Source organism: Gordonia sp. GN26 (assembly GCF_054823965.1).
In genome coordinates, this window is record NZ_JSYC01000025.1 from 13,931 (window position 1) to 40,083 (window position 26,153).

The following is a 26,153-nucleotide window of genomic DNA, read 5'->3' on the forward strand; positions in this document are numbered from 1 at the left end:
AGTAGGTCAGACCCCCGCGCGTGGGTGCCGGCGATACCCCGACACGGACGGGTGGCCGTCGAAGAAGAACCGCCACGCCAGGTCGGCCGCGCGTCGAACGCCGACGCGCGGGCCGGCCGCCACCGGCAGGTCCGGGAGTGGTCCGCGCCGAGATGTGTCGAGAGTCACAGGCGTGTCCGGATCGGCCAGATCGGTGCCGAGATCGGCCATCGTGATGCCGAGGGCGCGGCACAGGTTCCCGGGACCGCTGGCGAGCCGGTCGTCGGACACCGGCGTCGAGCGCGCGGCCCCGCGTCGGGTACGTGCCAGCTCGACCCCGTCGACCACCTCACCGGCCCTCAGCAGGACCGCCGCCGCAGGTCCCGTCCCCCGCACCACGATGTTGGCGCAGTGGTGGCCGTGGATGCGGTAGACGTACAGCCGGCCCGGCGGGCCGTACATGATCTCCGACCGTGCCGTTCGCGTGTACGCATGCGAGGCCGGATCGTCGGGGCCGGCGTAGGCCTCCACCTCGGTGACCTGGATCGTCACGCCGTGACCGGTCAGGTGCGCACCGAGCAGCGCCCGGGCCTGATCGGCGACCGGCGCGGGAGAGTCGGAGGTGCGGACACTAGGCTCTGGGACCATGGCGAAGACGAGTGACTCCATCGAGGTTGAACTGTCTCCGGAAGATACCTGGGCGGCCGCCTCGGACCTGTCCCGGTACGACGAGTGGCTGCTGATCCACGACTCCTGGCGCAGTCCGATCCCGGCCTCCGAGGATCTGGCCAAGGGCACGAAGATCGCCTCGGTCGTCGTCGTGAAGGGCACCCGGATCCGCTTCGACTGGATCGTCGAGAAGTTCGATCCGGTGTCGCACGTGCGTCTCAAGGGAAGCGGCAAAGGCGGCGTGAAGGCCAAGCTCGATCTGGGCATCGTTCCCACTTCGACCGGATCGGAAGTAACCTTCACTGTTGATCTGGGTGGGTTGCCGCTGATCGGGCCCGTGGGTAAGACCGCGGCCCTGGCGGTAGCGGGGGATCTACGAAAGTCGCTGCAGCAATTCCGAGAGGTCTTCAGCTGACCCGAGCGTGACGTCGCGCGGGGCACATCCGCCACCGCGCCGACGCGGCTGCGGGGTGACAGCGATGCGTCAGGCGGCGCGCGAGCACCGCACAAGAGGGGAACGAGAAAACTATGGGGCGTCACAGCTCAGATGCCGATCGCGGCGGAAACGAATGGACCCGCGCGGAGAACAGCGGGGGAGCCGCGAGCGGTGCGAGCCGGTCCGACGACGACTTCGGCTTCGAACACCGCGCGGCCGGCAGCGGTCGCCGCGGGGGTTGGCTGTGGGCCATCATCGCCCTGATCGCGGTCGTCGCCCTGGTCACCGGCGTGATCATCTGGCAGGCCGGTTCCGGCGGCTGCGGTGACCGCACCCGAGTCGCCGTCGCCTCCGACGGCGCGATGACCGGCCCCCTCCGCGAGGTGGCACGCCAGGCCTCCGCGGACTCCTGCTACGACTACGACGTCCAGACCGCCGCCGGCGCCGACGTGCCCGGTCTGCTGACCCAGGGCGCCGCGGCCCCCGACCTCTGGGTCGCCGACTCGCAGGTGCAGGCCCGCCGCGTCACGACGCAGGTCCGTCGCGACCTGGATCTGGTGGCACCGTCCATCGCCTCGACCCCGACCGTCGTCGCCGGCGACAACGTCCCCGAACTGGACACGTGGGTCGAGGTCATGAAGCTCCCCGACCTGCGGACCGGTAGCCCCGTCGACACCAGCACCGGTGACGCCCCGATCATCGGCGCGCTCGCGGCCGTCGACGCCGGCGAACTGCCGGAGGAGAAGTTCACCGAGGCCATGACGGTCCTGGCGATCCAGCAGAACAATGCGCGTCTGACCAACGACAACGAGGGCACCCGACTCAACCTGGCGAACACCTCGGGCGTGCCGGTCGTGACCACCGAGCAGCAATACGAGCTGTTCATGCGTACCCACCAGGGGTCGAAGCTCAAATCCTCCATCCCGGCCGCGGGCACCGTCATGCTCGACTACCCCCTTGTGAACACCGCATCCGCCGCGCGCCAGCAGGTCGCCGACGAGGCCGGTGCCGCGCTCGTGTCGGCACTCGACTCCGACGCGGGCCGCAAGGCGCTGACCGACGCCGGTTACCGCGACGCCGACGGCAACGGGGTCGGCGAGCCGGTGAAGGAACTCCAGCTGCGCGATCCCACGTCGGTCGACAAGGCGCTGCGCCAGTGGCAGGTCCTCGGCGTGCCGATCCGCACGCTCGTCGTCCAGGACACCTCTGGTTCGATGGCGACCCCGGCCGGCGGCACCACCCGTGCCGGGCTGCTCATCGACGCATCGCAGACCGGTCTGAAGCTGTTCCCGAACAACACGATGGTCGGCGGCTGGGCCTTCAGCGTCGACAAGGGCGGCAACGGACAGGACTGGGAGGAGATGGCTCCCATCCGCCGTCTCGACGCGCGCTCGGGCAGTGGCACGCACCGAGACGCGCTCGGCAGGGCGGTCGAGGAGGGACTGTCGGATCTCGGTGGCGGCACCGGCCTCTACGACACCACGCTCGCGGCGTTCAAGAAGGTCCAGGACACCTACGACCCGAACTACTCCAACAGCGTCATCATCATGACCGATGGGCAGAACGAGGACCCGAACAGCATCGGTCTCGACGAACTGCTCGCCGAGCTGAAGCGTCTCGAGGACCCGGCGCGACCCGTGCTGGTCCTGACGATCGGCATCTCCGACGACGCGGACTCCGACGCGCTCAAGCAGATCGCCGAGGCGACCGGCGGCACCACCTACATCGCCGAGAACGCCGCCGACATCCGGACCGTGTTCGTCGACGCCATCCAGGCTCGGGTCGCTGCGGCCGGTCGCTGACCGGCCGGTATCCACCGGACCAGAACGGCGGCGCTCGGGGCGATCGGGGACAATGGGCCGATGACCTCCACTTCGAGTCCCGTCCCGTCTGATCTCGAGCTGTCCGGTTCAAGCCGTTCGTCGGTTCTGATGCGCACCGGAGGCGTCGTCGCGGCGATGGCCGCCGTCGGCCTCGTCGCCGGGGCCTGTTCCTCCGACGACTCCGGCTCCGGCAGCACGACGACCACGGAGACCTCCACTGCGACGGTCGCCGAAGGCGCCGCGGGCGAGCAGTACAAGGACGGCGAGTACACCGCGGAGGGCGGATACATCTCGCCCGGCGGACCGCAGAAGGTCGGCGTCACTGTCACGCTGTCGAACGACGTCATCACCGCGGTGTCGGTCGACACCAGTCAGACCAAGGGCCCCTCGGTGGAGTACCAGGGCAAGTTCGCCGGCGGGATCTCCGATGTCGTCGTGGGCAAGAACATCAACGACATCGACGTCGACAAGGTCTCCGGTTCGTCGCTGACCTCGGGCGGTTTCAACGAGGCGATCGAGAAGATCAAACAGGAAGCCATCAACTGAGTCCGACCGGTGTGACCTCTCCCGGCGTGAATCCGCCTGCAGCCGTCCATGACTGGATGTTCGACGCGATCGGCACCCGGTGGACGGTCACGACACCGGCGCCGCTGTCCGCCGATGTCGTCGAGGCGGTGCGCGCCGAGATCGACCGGATCGACCTCGCGTGGTCCCGATTTCGCGACGACTCGACGGTCGCCGAGATGGCGCGGGCGGCCGGGCGCTATCCGATCGCGGAGTCGGATCAGCCGCTGGTCGACTGGTATCGCAGGCTGTATCGGCTGACCCGCGGTGCGGTCACGCCGCTGGTCGGACAGACCCTCGCCGATGCCGGGTACGACGCGGACTACACGCTGCGGCCCGTCGACCGGGTGTCCGCGGTCCCGGCGTGGGACGAAGTGATCACCGGGCACGACGCCGCGCTGGAACTGCGCCGACCCGCACTGCTCGACGTCGGCGCAGCGGGAAAGGGTTTCGCGGCCGACCGGGTGGCGGAGATCGTCGCGAAGGCCACCGACGACTTCGTCGTCGACGCCGGCGGTGACATGGTCGTCTCACCCCGCGCCCGTCCGCTGCGGGTGGCGCTGGAACACCCGATGGACCCGACCAAGGCGATCGGTGTGGTGACGCTCGACGCCGGCGCGATCTGCGCGTCGGCGAGCAACCGCCGGGTGTGGGCGGACTGGCATCACATCGTCGACCCGCGCACCGCCTCGCCTGCATGGGAAGTGCTGGCCACGTGGGTGATCGCGCCGACGGCGATGGAGGCCGACGGGTTGGCGACCGCGCTGTTCTTCACCCCGGCCGCGTTCCTGCGCGGCGACTTCGACCATCACGCGGAGGGCTTCCATCACGTGGCCATCCGACGCAACGGCAGTGTCGAGCACACCGCGATCCCCGGATTGGAGTTGTTCCTGTGACAACGGATGTCTCGACCGGATCGACCGCGGTCCTCCCGCGACTCCTCGCGCCGTTCGATGCCGCGCGGCGACACCTGACCCCGTACCGGGCGGTGTTGTGCGGGCTGGTCCTGCTCGCGGTAGCCGCCTTCGTGGTGTCCGCGGTCGACGCCGACTTCGGTTACGGGCCCGACGAACTCGCGGTGTGGCTGCTGGTGGCGGTCGGGGTGAGCGGAGCGGCCACCTATCTGTTCGCTGCTGTCTTGCGGGTGCCGCCGAACTCCGACTCCTGGCTCATCACCGGCCTCATCCTGTTCTTCGTGGTGCCGGGCGGTTCGGAGGACACCGCGATGGCGACCGTCGCGACGGCGGCGGCGATCGCGGCGGCGTCGAAATACGTTCTGGCCTGGCGGCGTCGGCTGATCCTGAACCCGGCCGTCGCCGGCGCCGTCGGCTGTTACGCGTTGGCCTATGCCGGCGTCGAGGGACTGAGTTTCCCGTTCTGGTGGGTGGCGGCCGAGCCGCTGCTGATCCCGATGATCGTCATCGGCGCGGCCGTGGTCACCCTGATCCGCGAATGGCTCCTCGTGGCGGTGTTCGTCGTCGCGTCGCTGGTGACGATCGGGGTGGTCGAACTGGTTCGCGGCGGCCAGGATCTGTCGACGTGGATCGTGTCGTCCCCGATGTTGTTCGTCGCGGCCATCATGCTGCCCGAACCGTTGACCTCCCCCGCGCGACAACCGCATCGGCTGATCTACGCGGCCCTGGTCGGGGTGCTGATGCACTGCCAGTACACGGTCGAGGTGACCGACTCGTACACCCTGGCGTTCGTGCCGGAGGTCGCGTTGCTCGTCGGCAGCCTCTACGCCTTCGCCGTGCGCCTGGCGACGCGCACCGCGCGCCGGGTGCGGCTCGACGTCGAGACGGCGCCGTTGGCGGACCGCACCTATGCGCTCACCGGCGAACCCGCGGGTGGCGCACCGTCGTTCCGGGCGGGGCAGTGGTCGAGCGTGAGTGTGCCGCGGTGGTCGGCGCCGGTGTGGACCGGCTCGCGGCGGGTCTTCTCGTTCGTGTCCGTGCCGAAGGAGGCACCGGTCGAGTTCGGTTTCACAGTCGCGGGGGAGCCGTCGTCGTTCAAGGCCGCGCTCATCGACGGCCGTGCCCGGCGGGTCTGGGTCGACGAGATCGGCGGCGACTTCGTCCTGCCGCGGGCGTTCCCGGGCAGGGGCAGGGTCGTGCTCCTCGCGTCGGGGGTCGGGATCACGCCGTTCGTCTCGATGATGCGTTCGCTGTCCGGCGATCTGTCGGGCCTGACCGTGGTGCATGTACTCCGCGAACCGGGCCGGGCGGTCTACGGCGACGTGCTCGGGAACGCAGGGTCGAAGGGGGCGCGCGTGATGACGGTCGTCGCACCCGAACTCGCCGACGGCGTCGACGATGCCGGCCGACTGGCCGAGCTCGTCGGTACGGACATCGACGGTGCGCACTACTACGTGTCGGGTCCACCGGCATTCGTCGAACGCACGTCGTCGACGATCCGGCACCTCGACGCTGCCACCAAGCGGCGCCCGTGGCGCATCCACACCGACTCGTTCGCCGGTTACTGATGGGCTTTGAGTATCCCTGCGAGATCCTCACCTTCGTGGTGTCGCCGAAGCACGCGTACTTCGGGCGGCCCAAGGACGGTCCCGCGGACGAGGTCGAGACCCTCACTCCCGACTCGGTGGAGATCGTCGCCGACAAGGGGATTCGCGGCGACCGCTTCTTCGGCGTGAAGGCCCACACCGAGGCCGCGGTGACCTTCCTGGCTATCGAGGCGTGGACGGCAGCCGCCGGCGACGTCGATCCCGTGCTCGCCCGACGCAACGTCGTCGTCCGCGGCGTCGAACTCGATCCGCTGCGCGGCCGAGAATTCGAGCTCGACACCGGTTCCGGGCCGATCCGCTTCCGCGGTGGACGTCCGGCGCACCCGTGTTCGTGGATGGACACCGTCGCCGGGGAGGGTGTCCGCAAGGCGCTCATCGGTCGCGGCGGCCTCCGCGCCCAGCCGTTGACGTCGGGGACCCTGCACCTCGGTCCCGCCACGATCATCACCGACATCGAACTCGACGCATCCCGCGCGGCCGACCAGGTGAAGCGGGTCCAGCCGCTGTGACCAGCTACCCGACCAGCGCCCGCAGGAAGAACCCGAGGTTGGCGGGTTTCTCGGCGAGGCGTCGGACGAAGTAGCCATACCACTCGGTGCCGTACGGGATGTACACGCGCACGCGGGCCCCCGACTCGACGAGACGACGCTGCTCGTCGGTGCGGATGCCGTAGAGCATCTGGTGTTCCCAGCTGTCGGGGGCGCGATCGAACTCCGCCGCCAGGACCGACGCCGCCTCGATCATCGTCGGATCGTGACTGGCGACCATCGGATACCCGTTGCCCTTCATCAGGATTCGCAGGCACCGTAGGTACGCCTCGTCGACCTGACGACGGTCGGGGTAGGCGACCGACGGTGGTTCGGCATAGGCGCCCTTGCACAACCGGATTCGGGCGCCCGACTCGGCGAACTCCGCACAGTCGTCCTCGGTGCGTCGGAGATACGCCTGCAGCACGGTCCCGACATCGGGGAAGTCCTGTCGCAGCGAGCGCACGATGGCCAGCCGTTCGTCGACGGTCGTGTGGTCCTCGGCGTCGATGGTGACCAGAGCCCCGACGGAACGTGCTGCCGCGGCGATGGTCCGGGCGTTCTCCTCGGCGATCTTGGCGCCGTGTTCCGGGAGCCGCTGACCCAGCGCAGTGAGTTTCAGCGACACCTCGAGAGCACCGGGAGGTGCCGTACCCAGGCCCGACATCGCTTCCAGCAGAGACACATATGCGGCGACGGTGGCATCGGCCTGGGACTCGTCGGTGGTGTCCTCGCCGAGGAAGTCGATCGTCACGGCCAGTCCGTCGTCGAGCTCATGCCTGATGGCGGCGAGGACATCGTCGAGCGTTTCACCGGGCACGAACCGGCGCACGACCTTCTCGGTCACCGACCAGCGCTGCGAGGTCTGTTGGATCCGTTCGCTGCGCGCCGCGGCGGTGATCGTCGGGCGCAGGAGGGCGTCGAAGAGCGTGCTCAACTGGTGACCCCCGTGAAGTCGGTGCTCATGTGCGGGTACCGGGACGTCGTCGGCGGGTTGAACGTCTCCTTGATGGTGCGGGTCGACGTCCAGCGCAACAGGTTCTGCTTCGAGCCTGCCTTGTCGTTGGTGCCCGACGCCCGACCGCCGCCGAACGGTTGCTGACCGACGACCGCGCCGGTCGGCTTGTCGTTGATGTAGAAGTTGCCGGCCGTGTTGCGGAGCCGGTCCGATGCGAGGGCGACCGCGGCGACGTCGGTCGCCATGACCGCGCCGGTGAGCGCGTACTTCGCCGTGGTGTCGACGAGGTCGAGGACGGTCTCGTAGTCGGCGTCGTCGTAGACGTAGACCGACAGGATCGGGCCGAAGTACTCCGTGGAGAACGCCTCGTCCCGCGGGTCGTCGGACAGCAACACGGTGGGGCGCACGAAGTATCCGACCGTGTCGTCGACCTGTCCGCCGACGGCGACGGTCATCATCGGCGACGACTTGGCGCGCCGCAGCGCCGCGATGTTCTTGTCGAAGGCACGCTGGTCGATCAGGGCGCCACCGAAGTTCGACAGGTCGCGGACGTCGCCGTAGGTGAGTTCGGCGGTCTCGCCGAGGAAGTCGCTGCCCATCTTGTCCCACACCGACCGGGCGATGTAGGCGCGGGACGCGGCCGAACACTTCTGGCCCTGGTATTCGAACGCGCCGCGGATCAAAGCCGTCCGGAGAGCGTGCGGTTCGGCTGAGGAGTGCGCGACGATGAAGTCCTTGCCGCCGGTCTCACCGACGAGCCGCGGATAGTTGCGGTACTTGTCGATGTTGTTGCCGACCTCGCGCCACAGGTACTGGAAGGTCTTGGTCGAGCCGGTGAAGTGGATCCCGGCCAGGTTCTCGTCGGCGAGAACCACATCCGAGACGGCGCGTCCGTCGCCGTGGACGAGGTTGATGACACCGGGAGGCAAGCCGGCCGCCTCGAGAAGTGCCATCGTGTACTGCGCCGAATACGCCTGTGTGGGGGACGGCTTCCAGACCACGGTGTTGCCCATCAGCATCGGCGCCGTCGGCAGATTCGCGGCGATGGCGGTGAAGTTGAACGGGGTGACCGCGTAGACGAACCCGTCGAGCGGACGATGATCGAGCCGGTTCCACACACCCGGGGACGACACCGGCTGTTCGGCGAGGATCTCGCGGGCGAAGGCCACGTTGAACCGCCAGAAGTCGGCGAGTTCGCAGGGAGCGTCGATCTCGGCCTGCTGCACCGACTTCGACTGGCCGAGCATCGTCGCGGCGGCGACCCGCTCGCGCCACGGCCCCGACAGCAGTTCGGCCGCGCGCAGGATCACCGCGGCCCGGTCGTCGAAGCTCGTGTGCGCCCAGTCGTCCTTCGCGTCCATCGCGGCATCGACGGCTGCGCGGGCGTCGTCATGGGTGGCGTTGGTGAGGACACCGAGCACCTCGTGGTGGGCATGCGGCTGCACGACGTCGATCTGTTCGCCGTGTCCGAGATGAAGGCGGCCGCCGATGATGTGCGGTAGTTCGCGCCGGCCGGCGTTGGACTGACGGTTGAGTTCGCTGATGATCCGGGCACGCTCGGGCGATCCGGGGGCGTAGGTGTGGACCGGCTCGTTGGCCGGGCGCGGGGGAGTGGTGATGGCGTCCATGACGTCAGTTCACCTGCGTTAGAGTCTTCCGCGATATGGCCGATCGGCAAACCAGTCGGTCGTAACCTTGTCCGTATGGACAAATCGCCGGGTGTCGCGCTCGGGCGTCTGATCCTGGCGCTCGACCGGACGGTGGCGACCCTGGTCACCGCGCCGCAGGGACTCGACGTGCCGGTGCGAAGCCTGGCGATGATCGACATCGACGACGTCCACTTCGGCCTCGGTCGCGCGGCACGGTCGGCCGATGTGTTCTTGCTCGTGGGCCTGCCCGACGACGTCGCCACCGAACTCCTGGCCGGCCTCGGCACCCATCGCCCCGTCGCGGTCCTGAGCAAGACGTCGTCGGCGACGCTGACCGACCTCGCCGGCCGGCTCGGCACAGCGGTCGTCGCCATCGACCTCCACGCCCGGTGGGAGCGCATCTACAACCTGGTGTCGCGCGTCCTCGACACCGCGCGGCGCTCGCCGGACGACGGCGAGTCGATGGAGTCGGGTGCCACCGGCGATCTCTTCGAACTCGCAGCCGAGGTGGCCCGGCGCACCGGCGGCCTGGTCAGCATCGAGGACGAGCGGTCGCACGTGCTGGCCTACAGCACGGCCGGCGACGAGGCCGACGAGTTGCGGCGGTTGTCGATCCTCGGTCGCGAGGGCCCGCCGGAGATGCTGGCCTGGCTCCGGCAGTGGGGTGTGATGGACGCATTGCGCACGTCGGCGCGGGTGGTCGCGGTCGACGCGCGCACCGACCTCGGCCTGCGGGAACGCCGTGCGGTCGCGATCCGCGCCCCGGGCACGGCCGAGTTCCTGGGGGTCGTCTGGTTGCAGCGTGGGGCCGGACCGTTCGCCGACGACACCGACGAGGTGCTCACCGGTGCGGCCGCGGTGGCTGCCCGGGTGATCGCCCGTCGTCGATCCGCGGGCACCGAACACGACGAACTGGTGCGTCGACTCCTCGGCGCGCGCGGCGACATCGTCGACGTCGACGCGCTCGCCGACCAGCTCGGCATCGAGCCGTCCGTCGCGGTGGTCCTCGCCGGGTTCGCGACGACCGGTTCGGCCGACGACGCCCCGGTCCCGTTGGCGGAGAACGCCACTCGCGTCTCTGCGCTCACGCTGCACGCCAGCGCATTCAGCCCGCTGTCGGTGACCGCGACGATCGGCGACCGTGCGTATGTGGTCTTGCCGGGTGTGTCGGATGACGCCGCGGTGGAGTGGGCGCGGGTGTCCGTCGATGCGACGTTGCGGCAGTTCGGGATTCGCATCCGCGCCGTGGTCGCCGGGCCTCGCAACCTCGGCGCGGTACCCGAACTGCGCTCCCAGATCGACCGTGTGCTCGACGCGGCGTCCCTCGAAGGCGAACTGATCGACGACGTCACCACGGTCGCCGGTTCACGCACCGGGGTGCTGCTCGGCGAGATCGTCGCGCTCCTCGCCGAGAACCCCGACCTCGTGGACCCCCGTGTCTCCGACCTCGCCGATCTCGACGACCGGACCGGCAGCGACTTCACCGTCTCCCTGCGCGCCTACCTCGACCGTTTCGGCGACGTCCGTTCGGCCGCCAACGACCTGCACGTCCACCCGAACACGTTGCGGTACCGCATCCGTCGGATCGAGACCCTCACCGGGATGGACCTCGAAGACCCTGCGACCCGGCTCGTCGTGGCGTTGTCCTTGAGGGTGAGGTGAGGATCGTTGTACGGCAACGCAATCACCGCTGCCCACGTGCTGCCTGAGGTGCGACGAGGCCCATGGCCGAGGAGCCTCGAAGGCCTGGTGACGTTGTCTCACCAGGCCTTCGAGGCTCGTCGCTTGCGCTCCTCACTCCTCAGGCAGCAGAGCTGGGCGCGTCGCGCTCTTTCGGATCAGGCATCGGACCGGGGTGCGTTGCGTTCTTTCGGATCAGGCCGCGGAGGTGGCGGATCGCATCTCAGCACCCGAGGTCGTGAGAGAAACAGATCTACAGGATGGTGAGCATCTCGTTGTAGGTGGGCAGCGGCCAGAGGTCGTCGGCGACGATCCCCTCGAGCGTGTCCGCGGCCTCGCGTACCGCTGCCATCGCCGGGATCAGCGTCTCGAGTGCGTACTTCGACTCCTCGTAGGTGCTGTCCCCGTGCATGCCGGCGATGCCCTCGTCGAGAGCCACGACGGCGCCGTGCAGCTGGCTGATCAGTTCGGTCACTTCGCCGAGAAGCGGTGTGGGAGATTCGATCCCGGCCATCTTCAACGACGCGGCGGTGCCGGCCAGTTCGCCCTGGTAGCGGATCGCGGCGGGCATGATCATGGTCTTCGCGATCTCCGCGGTCTCCTTCGCCTCGACGAGGAGGGTCAGCGCGTAGTACTCGAAGATGACGTCCTCGCGGGCCTCGAGTTCGCGGGCCGACAGCACCCCGTACTTCTCGAAGATCTCGACGACCTCGGGCGCGGTGTACTCGGTGACGGCGTCGACGGTGGTGCGGAGGTTCTTCAGACCGCGCGCGGCGGCCTCCTCCTGCCACTCGTCGGAGTAGCCGTTGCCGTTGAAGATCACGGCACCGTGGGCGTTGACGATCTCCTGCAGCACCTTCTGCACGGCGTCGTTGAGGTCGGCGCCGTCCGCGAGCAGCTTCTCCAGTCCGGTGGAGATGTGGTCGATGGAGTCGGCCAGGATGGTGTTGATCGCGACCATCGGATCGGAGATCGACTGGTTGGAACCCGGTGCACGGTACTCGAATCGGTTGCCGGTGAACGCAAACGGGCTGGTGCGGTTGCGGTCGCCCGGGTCGGCCTTCAGCGGCGGCAGGGTGTCGACGCCGAGCTCGAGGACGCCGGCCGCCTTGGAACCGGTGGCGCCGCCCTTGGCGATCTGCTCGAAGACGTCCATCAGCTGTTCGCCGAGGAAGATCGAGATGATCGCCGGCGGAGCCTCGTTCGCGCCCAGGCGATGATCGTTCGACGCCGACGCGACCGCGGCGCGCAGGAGACCGCCGTACTTGTGGACGGCGCGGATGATGGCGCCGCAGAAGGTGAGGAACTGCATGTTCTCGTGCGGGGTGTCGCCCGGGTTGAGCAGGTTGCCCTGGTTGGCGTTGCCCAAGGAGAAGTTGACGTGCTTGCCCGAGCCGTTGACGCCGGAGAACGGCTTCTCGTGCAGCAGGCACTTCATGCCGTAGCGCTCGGCGACCGCCTTCATCGTGGTCATCATCAGCTGCTGGTGATCGTGGGCGAGCACCGAACGCTCGAAGACCGGGGCGATCTCGAACTGGCCGGGGGCGACCTCGTTGTGGCGGGTCTTGGCGGGGATGCCCTGCTTGAACAGCTCGCGGTCGAGTTCGATCATGAAGGACAGCACGCGTTCGGGGATGGCGCCGAAGTAGTGGTCGTCGAACTCCTGGCCCTTCGACGGCGGGGCGCCGAACAGGGTGCGGTTGGAGGTCATCAGGTCGGGGCGTGCGTAGAAGAAGTGCTCGTCGATCAGGAAGTACTCCTGCTCGGCGCCGGCGTAGGAGACGACGGTGTCGACATTCTCGTGGCCGAAGAGCTTGAGCAGACGCATCGCCTGCTTGCTCATGGCCTGCTGGCTGCGCAGCAGCGGGGTCTTCTTGTCCAGTGCCTCACCGGTCCACGAGATGAAGATCGTGGGGATGCACAGGGTGTTGCCGTTCGGGTTCTCCAGGATGTACGCGGGGCTCGTCACGTCCCAGCCGGTGTAACCGCGGGCCTCGAAGGTGCCGCGCAGGCCGCCGTTGGGGAAGCTCGACGCGTCGGGCTCGCCCTGCAGCAGGGTCTTGCCTGCGAACTCGGCCAGCGACGCACCGCTCGAATCGGGCTCGAGGAACGAATCGTGCTTCTCCGCGGTGAAACCGGTGAGCGGGTAGAAGACGTGCGCGTAGTGGGTCGCGCCCTTCTCGATGGCCCAGTCCTTCATCGCGACCGCGACGTAGTCGGCGAGGGTCGGGTCCAGCGGGCAGCCGGTGTCGATGGTTGCCGCGACCGCCTTGAAGACATGCTTCGGCAGGCGCTTCTTCATGACCGACAAGCTGAACACGTTGCGTCCGAAGGTGTCTGCCAACGGCTCGGTGAATCCGGGCGCCGACACCTCGTAGGTCGTCACGGCCTCGATGGCCTGACGGCGGGACATGCTGCCACTCATGGTTACTCCTGGTGTTTCTCGTCGACCACCGTCAGGTCGGCACGACGAAGTCGCTGGGTTTCGCGGTTGCGAGAGCGACTTGACGCTATGAGCAGGGTGTATGCGCCCCGTTGCCCCCGTGTGACGCTGAGGAAAACTGATGGCGCAGAGAGGATTCGTCCGTTCGGACGACTCAGCGCCTCGAAGACAGGGGTTTACTGCAGCGTGGCGTCGTCACCCATCACGGCACCTTCACGACGCGGGTCGGCGCCGCCGATCCACCCGGAGTCGTGGCGCATGATCGCGCTGAGCCCGCTGGACTGTTCGTCGACGGAGACCTCCTCGCCGCGTTCGCGAAGACCTCGTACGAGGGGATCGTTCGCGCCGTCGTCGGCGATGTCGACCAATGGATGTTCGCCGCCGACGTTCGACGTCGGGGTGTTGGCGGAGCCGAAGTCGATCATCGACACCGCCTGCTGCGGGTTCAGGCCCCAGTCGAGCATCCCGACGAGCGTCTTGACGACGAACTGGATGATGACCGATCCGCCCGGCGAACCCAGCGCGGCGACCACCTGTGCGGGAGAGCCGTCGGCCCCGGGCTGCATCACGAGGGTCGGCGCCATCGACGACCGTGGACGTTTACCGGGGGACACCCGGTTGGCGAGCAGGGTGCCGTCGTCGTCGCGCGGTTCGGCCGAGAAGTCGGTGAGCTGGTTGTTGAGCAGGAAGCCGTCGACCATGTGATAGCTGCCGAACGCCGATTCGATGGTCGTCGTCATCGATGCGACGTTGCCGTAACGGTCGGCGACGGTGATGTGGCTGGTGCCGTGTTCGGTGCCCGGATGCGAACCGAGCGGGACGGGCCCGAGATCACCGGCGGGTGCCTCACCCAGGGAGGAATCGGGTTTGATCATCCCGGCCCGTGCCCTCAGATAGGCGGGATCGAGCATGGTCTCGACGCCGCGTCCCGGCAGCGGAACGAAATCGGGGTCGGCGACGTACTTGTCGCGGTCGGCGTAGGCGAGTCGCTCGGCCTCGGTGATCAGGTGCACCGCAGCGGGATCCGGCCGGCCACCGTCCCGGCTCGCCTCGGCGTCGCCGTCGATGTCGGTCGGTCCCATCGACGGCAGGTCGAAGTTCTCCAGGATGCCGAGGGCGGAGGCGACGGCGAGGCCGCCCGACGACGGTCCGGGCATCGCCACGATCTGGCGGCCGCGGTACTCCGTCACGATGGGTTCGCGGGCGATCGCCCGGTAGTCGCGCAGGTCGTCGACGGTCATGAGGCTGGGCGTCATGCCGCCGGCGGTGCTGCCCGCCTCGGCGACGATCGCCTGCGCGAGCGGGCCGTCGTACATCGCGTCGGCACCGTCGGTGGCCAGTACGCCAAGGGTTTTCGCATAGGCCGGGTTGACCAGGTCGGTGCCCGCGGGCTTCGCCGTGCCCTCGTCGGTCAGGAAGTAGGTGCGGGCCTCCTCGTCGGCCTTCAGGTCGGGCGCGGAGGCGGCGATCTCCCCGGCCAGCCGTGGGCTGATCTCGAAGCCGCTGTCCGCCAGGTTGATTGCCGGCTCGAACAGGTCGCGCCAGGCCTGCTTGCCGTAATCGCCGTGGACCATGTCGAGCATCCGCAGCACGCCCGGGACGCCGATCGATCGTCCCGATGCGCGGGCACTCGGTACGGGCGGTGCCGGATCGGAGGGGGAGATCTGCGTCAGGTAGGTCTCGGTGGCGGCCGCGGGTGCCGTCTCGCGGCCGTCGAAGGCGCGCACCGTGTTCGACGCCGCGTCGTAGTAGAGGGCGAAGGCGCCGCCGCCGATACCCGACGACTGCGGTTCGACGAGACCGAGCACCATCTGTGCGGCGACCAGGGCATCGGCCGCGGTGCCACCGTCGCGCAGCACCTCGCAGGCCGCGCGGGTGGCCAGCGGATTGGCCGTTGCCGCCGCGTAGGTCCCGGTCCGGACCGGCTTCATCCCGCTGCGGTAACCCGATGCGATCTCGGGTCGGGTCGCGATGTCGGTGGGGGCCGCCGAGACCTCCTGGGCGTCGATGAATTCACCGTTCGGGATCTCCGCGCAGGTGACCGGCGCGGCGGACGGTTCGTCGGCGTCGGACCCGCACGAGGCGACGACCAGCGTGGCGGCGACCGCGACCACCGTCAGCCGGAGGCCGCGGGATCCGAGATGCGGACTTCCCCGACGGCGTCTCATGGACCTCAGCGTACGGTCACCGCGTAGGCCGGACCGACCGAACGGCGATGCCCACCCCGATCACCGCGAGACAGGCGAAACCGAACGTCAGGAGTCGAGCCGATCCGACCGCGTCGGAGCCGAAGCTGACGAGCAGACCGGCGGCGGCCGACCCGACGGTGTTCGCGACCATCTGCACGGAGTTGATGCCCGCCGATGCGCGCGCGGCCTCGGCCTGATCGGTGGTGATGCCCATGGCGGCGGTCGCGATGTGCGGGAAGGCCATACCGATGCCCATGCCGGCGACGACGAGACAGGCATACCAACCGGCGATCGCAATCGACGCGGTCGAGGACTGGAGGACGCCGTAACCGGCCAGGCCCGCGGCGAGGAATGCCGGCCCCGCGACGCGGGCGGCCGATGCCGAGCGGCCGTGGGCCCACGTGCTGCTGGCTATCTGCGCGACCGTCCACCCGGTCGACAACGCGGCCGGCAGAAGACCCGCGGTGAAAGGTGACAGCCCGCCGACCTGCTGGCCGAACAACGGGAGGAAGGCCTCGGCGGTCGACCCGGCCGCCAACACCGCGATCGAGAGGTAGATCCACTTGACGGGATTGCCCACCGAATAGGTGAGACGGGGGAGCAGGCCGGTGTCGCCGCGTCGATCGACGGCCACGAACCCGACCAGGGCGAGCAGAGCGACGCCGCCGAGAACGGCGACCGCCGTCGTCGAACCGGAGATCGCGGCCACCGACACCGCCCCGGCCGCGACGGTCACCGCCGCCAGCGACGCCCATGGCAACGGGTGCCGTTCGCCCGAGCCGCGACCTCGCGGCAGCACCCGCGCGGCCACCGCGGCGATGGCCAGGGTGACGACGGTCAGGAACCAGAAGGAACCCCGCCACAGTCCGACCTCGGCGAACATGCCGCCGATCGCCGGACCCACGATGTTCCCGACACCCCACATCGCCGAGATCATCGCCACGGCCCGGCCCCAGATGCGCTGCGGCAGGGCGATCTGCACGACCGCGAACGCCAGACCGGTGAGCAACCCGCCGCCGAGTCCCTGGATCAGCCTGCCGGCCAACAGGATCGGCATGGTCGGGGTGAGCGCGCAGACCAGCGAACCCGCGGCGAACGCGGAGAACCCGATCAGATAGGCGCCCCGTGCGCCGAACTGGGCCAGCGCGCGCGTCACCAACATCGACGCCACGACGGAGGCGATCAGGAAGACCGTGACGACCCAGGCGTAGAACTGTTCGCCGCCGATGTCGGCGATGGTGCTGGGCAGCGAGGCCGAGGTGAGGAAGGTGTTGATGGCGAAGACGAGGATGCCGCCGGCGAAGACCGACACCGCGGCGCGGTGTTCACGGGCGAGGAGTTCGGACCATCCGCCCGTTGACGTCGACACCGTCTGAAGGAATATCCGACCCGGAGGCGGGGGTCAAATCGGTGCGCCGTGTCCCGCACCCGGAAGGGGTACCGACCGCTTAGTGTCGATCGGGAACAGCACGGCCACACCGGGCCGGGCACGCGAGAACGGGGTAGAGCGTGGGAGTGGTACGTCATCAGGCCGTGGTCGATGCACCTCGGGACAAGGTCTTCCAGTACGTCGACGGGTACCAGAACGTCCCCGAGTACCTGATGGGGGTGACCCGCTTCGAGCCGAGGACCGAGCAGACCCAGGGCCTGGGCTCCGTCTTCGAGCTGACGATCGATGTCGGGCCGAAGAAGCTCAAGTCGGTCGTGGAATGCACCCAGTACGTCGTCGACGAACTGATCGAACTCAAGGCGATCGAGGGTTTCCAGGCCGACACCACCTGGCGGTTCCTCGACACGAACAAGGGCACCGAACTGCAGGTGGAGTTCAGCTACACGCTGCCCGGCGGTATCGCGGGTCGAGTGCTCGGTGGCATCGTCGGGCCGTTCGCCGCCCAGGCCATCAAGCACACGGAGGCCACCATCGCGAAGAACGTGGCCTCCCGGGGCTGAGCACGTCTCACGTACCGGTGAGCCTGTCGGGCTTGTCGTCGTCGTGGTAGACGACCCGGTTCGGCAGGTTCCTCGAGAAGAGGAGTGCCAGTACGAGCAGAACGAACACGATGAACAGGGCCTGCTGGATCGCGGCGACCTGTGCGTCGGCGTAGGCCTCGGACACGGCCTGCGCGGCGGACTCCGAGCCGCCGGAGTCCAGGACCAGGGTGTGTGCCTGATCCGCCGAGATGATGGGCACCCCGGCGTCGTCGACGGTGGAGACGATCTGCTGTTGCTCTGTGGCGGACAGCGATTCGGTGTCGCCGACGGTGGCGAGGAAACCCGACGACAGCAGGAGGATGAACACCGAACCGGCGACCGCCGTACCGAACGACGAGCCGAGGTTCTGGAAGGTGCCCTGCAGTCCGCCGACCTCGGAGGTGTCCTTCTCCTCGACTGCGGACATGTTGACGTTGCCGAGCTGGGAGGCGAGGAGGCCGAAACCCGCTCCGACGACGAACATCCCAATGGCGAAGGCAATACTTCGCAGGTCGACCCCGACCGCGGCGATCACGAAGAGGACGCCGAGGGCCATGATGATCTGCCCGCCGCGGGCGATGAAGCGGGCGGAGCGTCGTGCGGTGAGCCAGGATCCGAGGACCGAGAACAGCACGAGCCCCACCGATAGCGGCAATATCTTGACCCCGGTCTGCAGTGCGTCACGCCCCTGCATCGTCTGCAGGTAGACCGGCACCACGAAGAACAGCGCGGCGATCGCGAAGTACTGGGCGAGGAATCCGCCGAGGCCGCTGCGCAGCGCGGGGATCCGCAGCAATTCGACGCGGAGCAGTGGTTGCCGGCTGGTGCGGGCGAGCGTGCGTTGACGGTCGACGAACAGCCACAGCACGACCACGCCGATCAGCAGCAGATAGGCAACCGGGGAGACGCCGAGCGGGGCGATCTCGGTTCCGCCGATCTCCGGCGGGTGCTGCGGCTTCAACCATCCCCAGGTCTTCGACTGCAACACTCCGTAGACGATGAGGGCCAGGCCGCCGGCGGAAGCGAGGACGCTGAGCGGGTCGATTCTTACGTCGCGGTCGCGCTCGACGTCGTGGATGAGGCCCGCCGCGAACAGGACGACGACCATCACCACCGTCTCGGCGACGAAGACGTAACGCCACGAGGCGTACGTGGTCATCAGACCGCCGAGCAACGGGCCGACGGCGGCGGCGAGTCCGGTCACCGCACCGAGGACCGAGAAGGCGGTGACCCGGGCCTTTCCCGTGTAATTGATGGCGGCCAAGGACGCGATCGCCGGGATCACGAGTACCGCGCCGAGCCCCTCGACGAGGGACCAGCCCAGCAAGAGGACGGTCAGGTTGGGGCTCAAAGCCGTCGTGAGAGAACCGATCCCGTAGATGACGGCACCGAGCTTGAAGGCCCTCGCGCGGCCCATGAGGTCGCCGAGTTTGCCACCGGTCAACATGAACGCCGCCATCGTCAGGGCGTAGAACGTGATCGCGGCCTGCATGCCGGTGATCGAGGTGTCGAGATCGGCTGCCACGACCGAGATCGACACGTTCATGACGGTGCTGTCGAGCACCATCACGAACTGGGAGACCGCGAGGATGATGATGACCGACCACGAACGCATCGCGGGACTCCCCTCAGCCGGAGTGATCCGACGATTGTCCCAGCCGGGGAGGCGTCAGCGTGGCGGATCGAGCATCGGGACGAGGAACCGTCTCGCGATGTCGGCCAGCTGGGCGTCGTCGGTGATGTCGACGACGCGACTCGGCACGGTGAGGAACGACGCCGAGATGCGCACCATCATCTCGGCCACGATCTCGACGTCGAGGTCCTCGGAGATGTTGCCCGCCAACTGTTCTCGTCGTAATTGAGCGGCCACGAACTGCTGCACGACGGACAGCAGGAGGCCGTCGTCGCCGATCATCGATTCGATGAGCATGCTGGACTCGGAGTCGGCCATCCCGCTGATCAGGGGATTGCTCGCGACAGCCCGTAGCGATCCGACGAAACCGACGACCACGCGCTCGGCGACCGTCTGCGCGGCGGGGATGTCGGCACGGAACTGGTCGAAGTACCGCCGGAACTCGCGCAGCACCACCTCGTCGACCAGGGCGTCCTTGGTCGCGAACTTCCGGTAGAGGGTCACTCGCGTGACGCCCGCGTTCTTCGCGACCTTCTCCATCGGGGTCCGCTGGATGCCGAGGCGGCAGAAGAGGTCGAACGCGGCGTCGAGAAGGCGTTCGGCCGTCGGATCGGACTCGGTGTCGGTGGGGTTCACAGACCCGAGGAACGCGCGGTGGATCACCGAACTCGACGACGAACCGACCGGCATCATGCCCGGATCCTGGATGTCCGCAGCGGACGACGGCATCGGCGATTCCCTTCGGTGTGGCGATCGATCTGCCCGGATAAATGATCGCAAATCCGAGAATGTCGGTGTGTCCTGAGTCACTCGATGTTATCAAGGATACAAGGTTACGAGGATTGTCACATTGATACATCGGACTGGACGGGACGGGGCCATGCAGGATCTGAACAGGCGCAAGCTACTCAAGGCAGGAGGGGTGGTCGGAGCGGCCGGGGCGGTGGCCGCGGTGGCCCCGGCGACCCCGTGGACGTGGTCGCCGGCGAACTCGCTACCGGGCCGCGGTGCGGGCGCCGACCCGCGCACCCTCTGGGACGACGAGGCCGACCCGGTGATCGCGAAGGTCATCGACAGCGGTCAGGCGCCGAAGGTCAACAAACTGCTGCGGACCTGGCACAAGAACTCGCAGCCGCTGCCGGCCGGGCTGCCGTCGGAGCTGCGCGACTTCATGGAGCACGCACGGCAGCTGCCGTCGTGGACCGACCAGTCCAAGCTTGCCGCCGCGGTGAGGTTCAACCAGAAGCGCGGCACGTACCTCGGCATCATCTACGGCTTCGCGAGCGGAATGATGAGCACCCTCATCCCCAAGGAGGCGCGGGCGGTCTACTACTCCAAGGGTGGTTGGGACCTCAAGGACCGCATCTCCAAGACCGCCAAACTCGGCTACGACATCGGCTCGCTCAACGCCTATCAACCCGGCGGCGAGATGGTCGTGACCTGCCTGAAGACCCGGATGGCACATGCCGGCGTCCGGCACCTCCTTCCGCAGTCGCCGCACTGGGTGCACTCCGCGTCGGAGGACGTGCCGATCAGTCAGGCCGACATCATGGTGACCTGGCACAGCCTGCCGACCACCGTGATGCGCAACTTCGAGAAATGGCAGGTGCCGATCGCCGCCGACGAGTCGGCGGGATTCCTGCATTCGTGGCAGATCACCGCTCACATGTTGGGCGTCAAGGACGAGTACATCCCGGCGTCGTGGAATGCTGCCGAATCCCAGGCGAAGCAGGTGCTCGACCCGATCCAGCATCCGACACCGGAGGGTCGCAAGCTCGCGGACATGCTGCTCGACCTCGGCATGAACCTGGACCTGACCCTGCTCTCGCGCGGAGTGCTCGGGGCCTTGACCCGATTCATGCTCGGCGACAAGGCTGCCGATGGGCTGAACATCCCACGTGAACCCGTGTGGACGCCCCTGCTGGAGACCGCCTGGACGCCCTACGTACTGGTCCGTGAAGGCCTGCTGAACGTCGGAATGCCGCGCGAGGCGTACTGGATGATCGACGAATTCCTCCGCCAGTTCGTCCTTTTCTACATGTCGGAACTGCGGATGCCGATCAACATCGAGATCCCGGTGTTCAACAACCCCAAGTACCGGTGACCGGCCGTCGATCCTCCTCGACCGCCGACGAGGCTATGAGGTTTCGGCTCCGACCGGTCGGTCCTGCTTCTTCTCGCGCTTCGGCAGCAGTGGGATGCGGGGCCGGGCGGTCAGCCATTTGCTGAACGGCAGGCGGAGCAGGAGGTCGACGACGATCAGCGAGCTGGTGAGAACGACCGCGATGAGGATCAGCGACCGCAGGATTGCCGAGTGGGGGAACCACTCGAACAGTCCGCTGAGGAAGCCGACGCGTCCGAGGACGTCGAGGATGAGCGGGTGCACGGCGAAGACGCCGAACGCACGCAGTGTCGCCTGCGAGACGAATTTGGCTGCGGCCGGCCGGCCCGCCGCGCGGCGGTCGTCCCAGACGAGACCGATGAGCCACAGCAACACGAACCCACCCACGAGCCACGGCAGCGACACCGGGTTCCAGGCGGTGTTCGCCTTCCACGGCACGTTGCCCGGCGAGGTCGCCAGCAGGTAACCGGCGACGGTGAACGCCGCGCATCCGGCGGCGACCAGGACCACGGTCGCCATGTGTTCGCGCAGCCACTTGTCCACGGCCTGCTGGTGCTGCGCCGCGACCACACCCATGGCGACGAACAGCGCGTACATCGGCAGCGTCTTCCACAGATGGTGGTAGGTGACGTCCCAGGCGGCACCCGAGGGTCGCGGCAGGTACTGGTAGACGACGAACATCGTGATCTGGATGAGCGCGCCACCGGACAACAGGAGCCACGGTCGGTTGCGTCCGCGTTCGAAGATCCACGAGATGAGCGGGAAGAACAGGTAGATCTGCATCGAGATCAGCAGGAAGTACAGCTGGTACTTGCCCTCACCGACGAGCAGGTCGTGTGCGAGCCCGGAGAACCACTCGCCGACCGGCGGGAACGGGTTGTCCCGGATGACGATGTGATCGGTGATCGCGTAGATGACGGTCCAGGCCAGGTACGGCCCGATCACCAAACCGAAGCGGCGGCGCCAGAACTGCACCGGGGACATCTCGCGGCCCTGCATGCTCAGCACGAGGACGTAGAGCGTCACCGCGACGAATCCGTAGCGGGTGAGGTGGCACAGGGTGCCGACCAGGTTGGCGCCGCGGACCTCGTCGGGCCCGCCGTTGATCGCGTTCACGCTGTGCGCGACCACCACGAAGGTGAACAAGAACACGCGCACGAAGTCTGCGGTGTGGGCGCGAGAGCGCGCTTTCTCGACCGGGGTGACGGCCGGGGTCGTCGTGGACGGTGTCGCCGGCTTCACGCCGGTCGACAGGTCCGAGTCCGCAGACGTGCTGGTCTCGGTGTCGGCGGTGCGCGCCGAGCTCGCTGCGTGCACCAACGCAAAGACCTCCCCCGGTTGACCAAACTGTTACCTGAACGAAGTGTACGGGCCGAATCTGGCAGGAACCTCAACGCCGGGGTGTCCTCAGTGACGACAATCACAGCCGGAATTGCCCGGTTCACCGTCATCGGCGAGGCTACCGGACGGCAGAGCGTGCGGCAGATCGGCGGAGTTTGAGGGTGCGCAGGGCCGGCGTCGGCGGAGGAAGTTCTCCATCCTCAAGATCTGAGGAGGGGGCTCAGAACGCTGGGGTTGCTGCCGTAGACTTGCCGCGTCGCCCGTACGGGCGCCCGCCTTCGTAGCTCAGGGGATAGAGCAACCCTCTCCTAAAGGGTAGGTCGTAGGTTCGAATCCTACCGAGGGCACCAGACACAGCGGGGCACCAAACAGCCGTTCTCACACCGCAGCGGACTTCGCGAACCGCCGTCGGTACACGAGGGGCGATACCCCGACGGATGCCGCGAAGTGGTGCCGGAGCAGCGTCGCCGAGGTGAATCCGACCAGTCGCGCGACCTCCTCGACCGGCGCATCCGTCGATTCCAGCAGGTTCTTGGCGGCCAGTACGCGCTGTTCGGTGAGCCATCTCCGTGGTGACACCCCGACCTCGTCGACGAACCGCCGCGCGAACGTCCGGCCGGACATGTGCATCCGTTCCGCCATGTCATCGACGCTGATGTCGCGGTCGAGGTGTTCGAACAGCCAGCTGAGCAGCGCACCGAATCCCTCGTCGGAACACGCGGGCATCGGGGCGTCGACGAACTGTCGCTGACCGCCGTCGCGGTGGGGTGAGACGACCATGCGACGGGCGATTCGGTTCGCGACCCCCGGGCCCCACGCCTCGCGGACGAGATGCAGTGACGCGTCGATCCCGGCTGCCGTACCGGCGCTGGTGGTGATGGGGCCGTCGTCGACGAAGAGGACGTCGGTGTCGACCTTGGCCTTCGGGAACTGTCGTGCCAGCTCCTCGCCGAAGCGCCAGTGTGTGGTGCAGCGTCGGCCGTCGAGCAGGCCTGCCGCGCCGGCGACGAAGGCGCCCGAACACACCGTGAGGACGCGGCCGCCGTTGTCGACCACCGCGCGCACGGTGTCGAGGATCTCCTCGGGATAGTCGCCGTCGACCTTTCCGCCGGGGATGGCGACGAGGTCGACGTCGCGGCACTCGTCGAGGGAATGCGACACCTGGATCGACACGCCGTTGCCGACCGGTAGCGGCACGGACGGGTCGGGGGAGGCGACGCGGAAGTCGAAACCGGGGACGCCGTCGTCGGTCCGGTCGAGGCCGAACACTTCGTGGACCACGCCGAACTCGAACATCGCGACGTTGCCGTGGAGCAGAACCCCGACCGTTTTCAGCATGACGCCAGTATGGCAGAAGATTTGCGGACATTGACTTTCGTGCCACTGTTGGCGGTAATCGGTCGGACGGAAAATTACTGCCATGATCATCGCGCTCATCGTTCTCGCCGTCGTGGCCGTTCTGGCCGTCGCCGCGCTCGTCTACTTCACCCGCCGCACGCCTGCCGGCGCTCGTACTCCGCTCCAGCGTTTCGTCGACTGGTTGACCCGCGATCCGAGACGCCCGTATGGGCCCGACACCGACCGGGTCGCGGTCGAGCTGAGCATCCTCACGCGCCGCTACGACAGACTCGTGTAGAGAGGGGCTGCGATACCGTAGCGGGCGTGAGCTCCCAGACCGTTCTCGTCACCGGCGCGACCAGCGGCATCGGCGCCGAAGTCGCCCGACAGTTCGTGGCGCGCGGCCATCGGGTCTACGGCACCACCCGGAACCCGGATGCCGTGCGCAGGCCCCTCCCCGGTGTCACCTATGTCCGCCTCGACAATGCCGACTACGACTCCGCCACCGCCTGCGCCGACCTCGTCGGTCCGGTCGACATCCTGGTCAACAACGCCGGCGAATCCCAGGCCGGCGCCCTTGAGGACACGTCGATGCAGGCTATCGAGGATCTGTTCCGCGTCAACGTGTTCGGGCCGGTCGCCCTCACCAAGGCGGTCCTCCCGGGAATGCGTGAGCGGCGTCGGGGAACGGTCGTCATGGTCGGCTCGATGCTGTCGAGCTTCCCGGTCGCGTTCCGGTCCAACTACGCGGCGACGAAATCCGCGCTGAAGGCCTTCGCGCTGGCGACGCGTCGGGAGGTGGCGCCGTACGGGATCCGCATGATCTCGGTTGAACCGGGCACCATCGCGACCGGCATCGGTGACCGCCGGTCCATCCACATCGGCGAGAACTCGCCGTACCGCGCTGAGTACGAGACCCTCGCCGCGGCCACCCGCCGCAACGAGGACGCCGGGATCAGCGCGGAGGACATGGCCACCCAGATCGTCGACGCCGCGCTTGCCGAACACCCGAAACCGTTCTACGCCAGAGGTAACCAGGCGGGCATCGTGTTCTTCCTGCGCCGACTCGCGCCCCGTCAACTGATCCTGGACATGACCGCACGCAAGCACGGGCTGCCCAAGGTGAGGATCTGACCGTGCGAATTACGCTGCGGGTCATCGGGATCGGGCCCGGCGGCCCACGCCAGGTCACCCTGCAGGCCATCGACGCCATGGCCGAGGTCGACGCCTTCCTCGCGCTCGAGAAGGGAACGGCGAAGAGTGGACTGCTCGACGCCCGCCGAGTGATCCTCGACGCGCATGCCCGCGAGGGGTATTCGCTCGTCGAGATCCCCGACCCGCCGCGCGACCGTGCGCCCGCCGACTACGACGCCGAGGTCCGGCGCTGGCACGCCGCACGTGCGGACCTGATCGCCGCCGCACTGCGCGACGAGGTCGGCGACGGCGGGGTGGCGGCCTTCCTCGTCTGGGGTGATCCCGCCCTGTACGACAGCACGCTGCGCATCGTCGACGACCTCGCCGCACGCGACGACCTCGAGCTCACGGTCGAGGTGATCCCCGGGGTGACCAGCGCCAGTGCGCTCACCGCCGCGCACGGCATCGTCGCCAACCGCGTCGGCGAACCGATCCACATCACAACCGGTCGCCGCCTCGCCGACACCCCTGCCGGTGCCGACGCCAACCAGATCGTGATGCTCGACGGCGATCTCGCCTTCCGCCACACCGCCCACCCCGACGACCACATCTGGTGGGGCGCCTACGTCGGCACCGACGACGAGATCCTCATCAGCGGCCGGGTCGGCGACGTGACGGAGCAGATCGTCGAAGCCAGGGCCGAAGCTCGCGAACGGATCGGGTGGATCATGGACATCTACTTGCTGCGCAAGGCCTCCCGCACGGCATAGCCGCTGAACTGAAGTCGCGTGCGACTTCGATCCGGCCAAACTGTCTGCCCCGCAACGCGTTCCTCCCAGGCCCTGTGGATGAGGATCCGTGTTTGTCGGTGGGGTGATCTAGATTGGTTGGTAACAGATCCGGCCATCCAGGTTGGGCTGTAGACGTTGTGGGGGCAGCGTGGGCATGTGGACCGATCTTCCGGGCGGGTTCCTCGCCGGGGTCGATCCTGCCCACCCCGAATCATTCTCTACCGCAACCCATATGGAACGTTTGCGGGCGATCCGGCACGGCGAGTCCTATCTGGCGTGGTGCCGGTATGAGTCGATCGTCACCGTCTACGACCAACTCGTCATCCACACCGGTGGCGGGTTCTTCATCGACCGGTACACCGAGATGGTCACCCGGGTGTGCCGC

Annotated in this window: 22 protein-coding genes, 1 tRNA gene and 1 pseudogene; 14 read left to right on the forward strand and 10 right to left on the reverse strand. The window is 68.0% G+C overall.

The window, feature by feature from the left end:
- Positions 1 to 6 precede the first annotated feature (6 nt).
- Complete coding sequence (locus OK17_RS08210; RefSeq protein WP_461417150.1) at positions 7 to 648, reverse strand: DNA-3-methyladenine glycosylase; 642 nt, start codon at positions 646 to 648, stop codon at positions 7 to 9.
- Between OK17_RS08210 and OK17_RS08215 the strand changes: the two genes are divergently transcribed.
- The 6 genes from OK17_RS08215 to OK17_RS08240 all read left to right on the forward strand — a co-directional run bounded on the left by OK17_RS08215 (position 626) and on the right by OK17_RS08240 (position 6,501).
- Entirely contained in the window at positions 626 to 1,063 is a 438-nt protein-coding gene (locus OK17_RS08215; protein WP_461417151.1) for a type II toxin-antitoxin system Rv0910 family toxin, read from the forward strand. The genes OK17_RS08210 and OK17_RS08215 overlap by 23 nt on opposite strands.
- Positions 1,064 to 1,176: 113 nt before the next feature.
- Positions 1,177 to 2,886, forward strand: a complete 1,710-nt coding sequence (locus tag OK17_RS08220) for a substrate-binding domain-containing protein (RefSeq protein ID WP_461417152.1) — start codon at positions 1,177 to 1,179, stop codon at positions 2,884 to 2,886.
- Between the two features lie 60 nt (positions 2,887 to 2,946).
- Positions 2,947 to 3,453: an FMN-binding protein gene (locus OK17_RS08225; protein WP_232717979.1), complete on the forward strand. Its 507-nt coding sequence runs from the start codon at positions 2,947 to 2,949 to the stop codon at positions 3,451 to 3,453.
- A 56-nt stretch (positions 3,454 to 3,509) separates the two neighbouring features.
- Positions 3,510 to 4,367, forward strand: a complete 858-nt coding sequence (locus OK17_RS08230) for an FAD:protein FMN transferase (RefSeq protein ID WP_461417163.1) — start codon at positions 3,510 to 3,512, stop codon at positions 4,365 to 4,367.
- Positions 4,364 to 5,953: an FAD-dependent oxidoreductase gene (locus OK17_RS08235; protein ID WP_232717978.1), complete on the forward strand. Its 1,590-nt coding sequence runs from the start codon at positions 4,364 to 4,366 to the stop codon at positions 5,951 to 5,953. The genes OK17_RS08230 and OK17_RS08235 overlap by 4 nt, the downstream gene beginning before the upstream one ends.
- Positions 5,953 to 6,501, forward strand: coding sequence for a molybdenum cofactor biosysynthesis protein (locus OK17_RS08240; RefSeq protein WP_232717977.1), 549 nt, complete (start codon positions 5,953 to 5,955; stop codon positions 6,499 to 6,501). The genes OK17_RS08235 and OK17_RS08240 overlap by 1 nt, the downstream gene beginning before the upstream one ends.
- A gap of 4 nt (positions 6,502 to 6,505) precedes the next feature.
- Here OK17_RS08240 and OK17_RS08245 read toward each other — a convergent pair whose 3' ends face one another.
- Positions 6,506 to 7,456 carry a proline dehydrogenase family protein gene (locus tag OK17_RS08245; RefSeq protein WP_232717976.1) on the reverse strand — a complete coding sequence of 317 codons (951 nt, stop codon included), beginning with the start codon at positions 7,454 to 7,456 and terminating at the stop codon, positions 6,506 to 6,508.
- Positions 7,453 to 9,105 (reverse strand): L-glutamate gamma-semialdehyde dehydrogenase, encoded by a 1,653-nt coding sequence (gene pruA / locus OK17_RS08250; RefSeq protein WP_461417153.1) that lies wholly within the window; start codon positions 9,103 to 9,105, stop codon positions 7,453 to 7,455. The genes OK17_RS08245 and pruA overlap by 4 nt, the downstream gene beginning before the upstream one ends.
- A 75-nt stretch (positions 9,106 to 9,180) precedes the next feature.
- On the opposite strand from pruA, the gene OK17_RS08255 reads away from it, so the two are divergent.
- Positions 9,181 to 10,788 (forward strand): PucR family transcriptional regulator, encoded by a 1,608-nt coding sequence (locus tag OK17_RS08255; protein ID WP_461417154.1) that lies wholly within the window; start codon positions 9,181 to 9,183, stop codon positions 10,786 to 10,788.
- A gap of 271 nt (positions 10,789 to 11,059) precedes the next feature.
- Here the strand turns inward: OK17_RS08255 and OK17_RS08260 are convergent, their stop codons facing one another.
- From OK17_RS08260 to OK17_RS08270, 3 genes are all read right to left on the reverse strand, one after another.
- Positions 11,060 to 13,231, reverse strand: a complete 2,172-nt coding sequence (locus tag OK17_RS08260) for a glutamine synthetase III family protein (protein WP_232717973.1) — start codon at positions 13,229 to 13,231, stop codon at positions 11,060 to 11,062.
- A gap of 194 nt (positions 13,232 to 13,425) precedes the next feature.
- Positions 13,426 to 15,417, reverse strand: a complete 1,992-nt coding sequence (locus OK17_RS08265) for a gamma-glutamyltransferase family protein (RefSeq protein ID WP_461417155.1) — start codon at positions 15,415 to 15,417, stop codon at positions 13,426 to 13,428.
- Positions 15,418 to 15,433: 16 nt separating this feature from the next.
- Positions 15,434 to 16,807 (reverse strand): MFS transporter, encoded by a 1,374-nt coding sequence (locus OK17_RS08270; RefSeq protein ID WP_461417156.1) that lies wholly within the window; start codon positions 16,805 to 16,807, stop codon positions 15,434 to 15,436.
- Positions 16,808 to 16,947: 140 nt separating this feature from the next.
- Here OK17_RS08270 and OK17_RS08275 point away from each other — a divergent pair, with 140 nt between their 5' ends.
- Complete coding sequence (locus OK17_RS08275; RefSeq protein WP_232717970.1) at positions 16,948 to 17,388, forward strand: SRPBCC family protein; 441 nt, start codon at positions 16,948 to 16,950, stop codon at positions 17,386 to 17,388.
- A gap of 7 nt (positions 17,389 to 17,395) precedes the next feature.
- On the opposite strand, the gene OK17_RS08280 is transcribed toward OK17_RS08275, so the two are convergent.
- Together OK17_RS08280 and OK17_RS08285 are read right to left on the reverse strand one after the other, a co-directional pair.
- Positions 17,396 to 19,024 (reverse strand): MFS transporter, encoded by a 1,629-nt coding sequence (locus OK17_RS08280; protein ID WP_461417157.1) that lies wholly within the window; start codon positions 19,022 to 19,024, stop codon positions 17,396 to 17,398.
- A gap of 54 nt (positions 19,025 to 19,078) precedes the next feature.
- Complete coding sequence (locus tag OK17_RS08285; RefSeq protein WP_232717968.1) at positions 19,079 to 19,771, reverse strand: TetR/AcrR family transcriptional regulator; 693 nt, start codon at positions 19,769 to 19,771, stop codon at positions 19,079 to 19,081.
- A 151-nt stretch (positions 19,772 to 19,922) separates the two neighbouring features.
- On the opposite strand from OK17_RS08285, the gene OK17_RS08290 reads away from it, so the two are divergent.
- The gene (locus tag OK17_RS08290; RefSeq protein WP_461417158.1) at positions 19,923 to 21,146 is read left to right on the forward strand and encodes an oxygenase MpaB family protein; all 1,224 of its coding nucleotides are present in this window, start codon (positions 19,923 to 19,925) and stop codon (positions 21,144 to 21,146) included.
- A 33-nt stretch (positions 21,147 to 21,179) separates the two neighbouring features.
- On the opposite strand, the gene OK17_RS08295 is transcribed toward OK17_RS08290, so the two are convergent.
- On the reverse strand, positions 21,180 to 22,481 hold the full coding sequence (locus tag OK17_RS08295; RefSeq protein WP_232717966.1) for an acyltransferase: 1,302 nt from the start codon (positions 22,479 to 22,481) through the stop codon (positions 21,180 to 21,182).
- 298 nt (positions 22,482 to 22,779) lie between these two features.
- Between OK17_RS08295 and OK17_RS08300 the strand changes: the two genes are divergently transcribed.
- Positions 22,780 to 22,855, forward strand: a tRNA-Arg gene (locus tag OK17_RS08300).
- 28 nt (positions 22,856 to 22,883) lie between these two features.
- On the opposite strand, the gene OK17_RS08305 is transcribed toward OK17_RS08300, so the two are convergent.
- Positions 22,884 to 23,843: a GlxA family transcriptional regulator gene (locus OK17_RS08305; RefSeq protein WP_461417159.1), complete on the reverse strand. Its 960-nt coding sequence runs from the start codon at positions 23,841 to 23,843 to the stop codon at positions 22,884 to 22,886.
- An 82-nt stretch (positions 23,844 to 23,925) separates the two neighbouring features.
- Between OK17_RS08305 and OK17_RS08310 the strand changes: the two genes are divergently transcribed.
- The 4 genes and pseudogenes from OK17_RS08310 to OK17_RS08325 all read left to right on the forward strand — a co-directional run.
- Positions 23,926 to 24,141 carry a hypothetical protein gene (locus OK17_RS08310; protein WP_232717964.1) on the forward strand — a complete coding sequence of 72 codons (216 nt, stop codon included), beginning with the start codon at positions 23,926 to 23,928 and terminating at the stop codon, positions 24,139 to 24,141.
- Between the two features lie 26 nt (positions 24,142 to 24,167).
- Positions 24,168 to 24,977: an SDR family oxidoreductase gene (locus OK17_RS08315; RefSeq protein ID WP_461417160.1), complete on the forward strand. Its 810-nt coding sequence runs from the start codon at positions 24,168 to 24,170 to the stop codon at positions 24,975 to 24,977.
- Between the two features lie 2 nt (positions 24,978 to 24,979).
- Positions 24,980 to 25,747, forward strand: coding sequence for a precorrin-6A synthase (deacetylating) (gene cobF, locus OK17_RS08320; protein WP_461417161.1), 768 nt, complete (start codon positions 24,980 to 24,982; stop codon positions 25,745 to 25,747).
- A gap of 175 nt (positions 25,748 to 25,922) precedes the next feature.
- A pseudogene (locus tag OK17_RS08325) lies at positions 25,923 to 26,153 on the forward strand (HNH endonuclease); the annotation flags it as partial.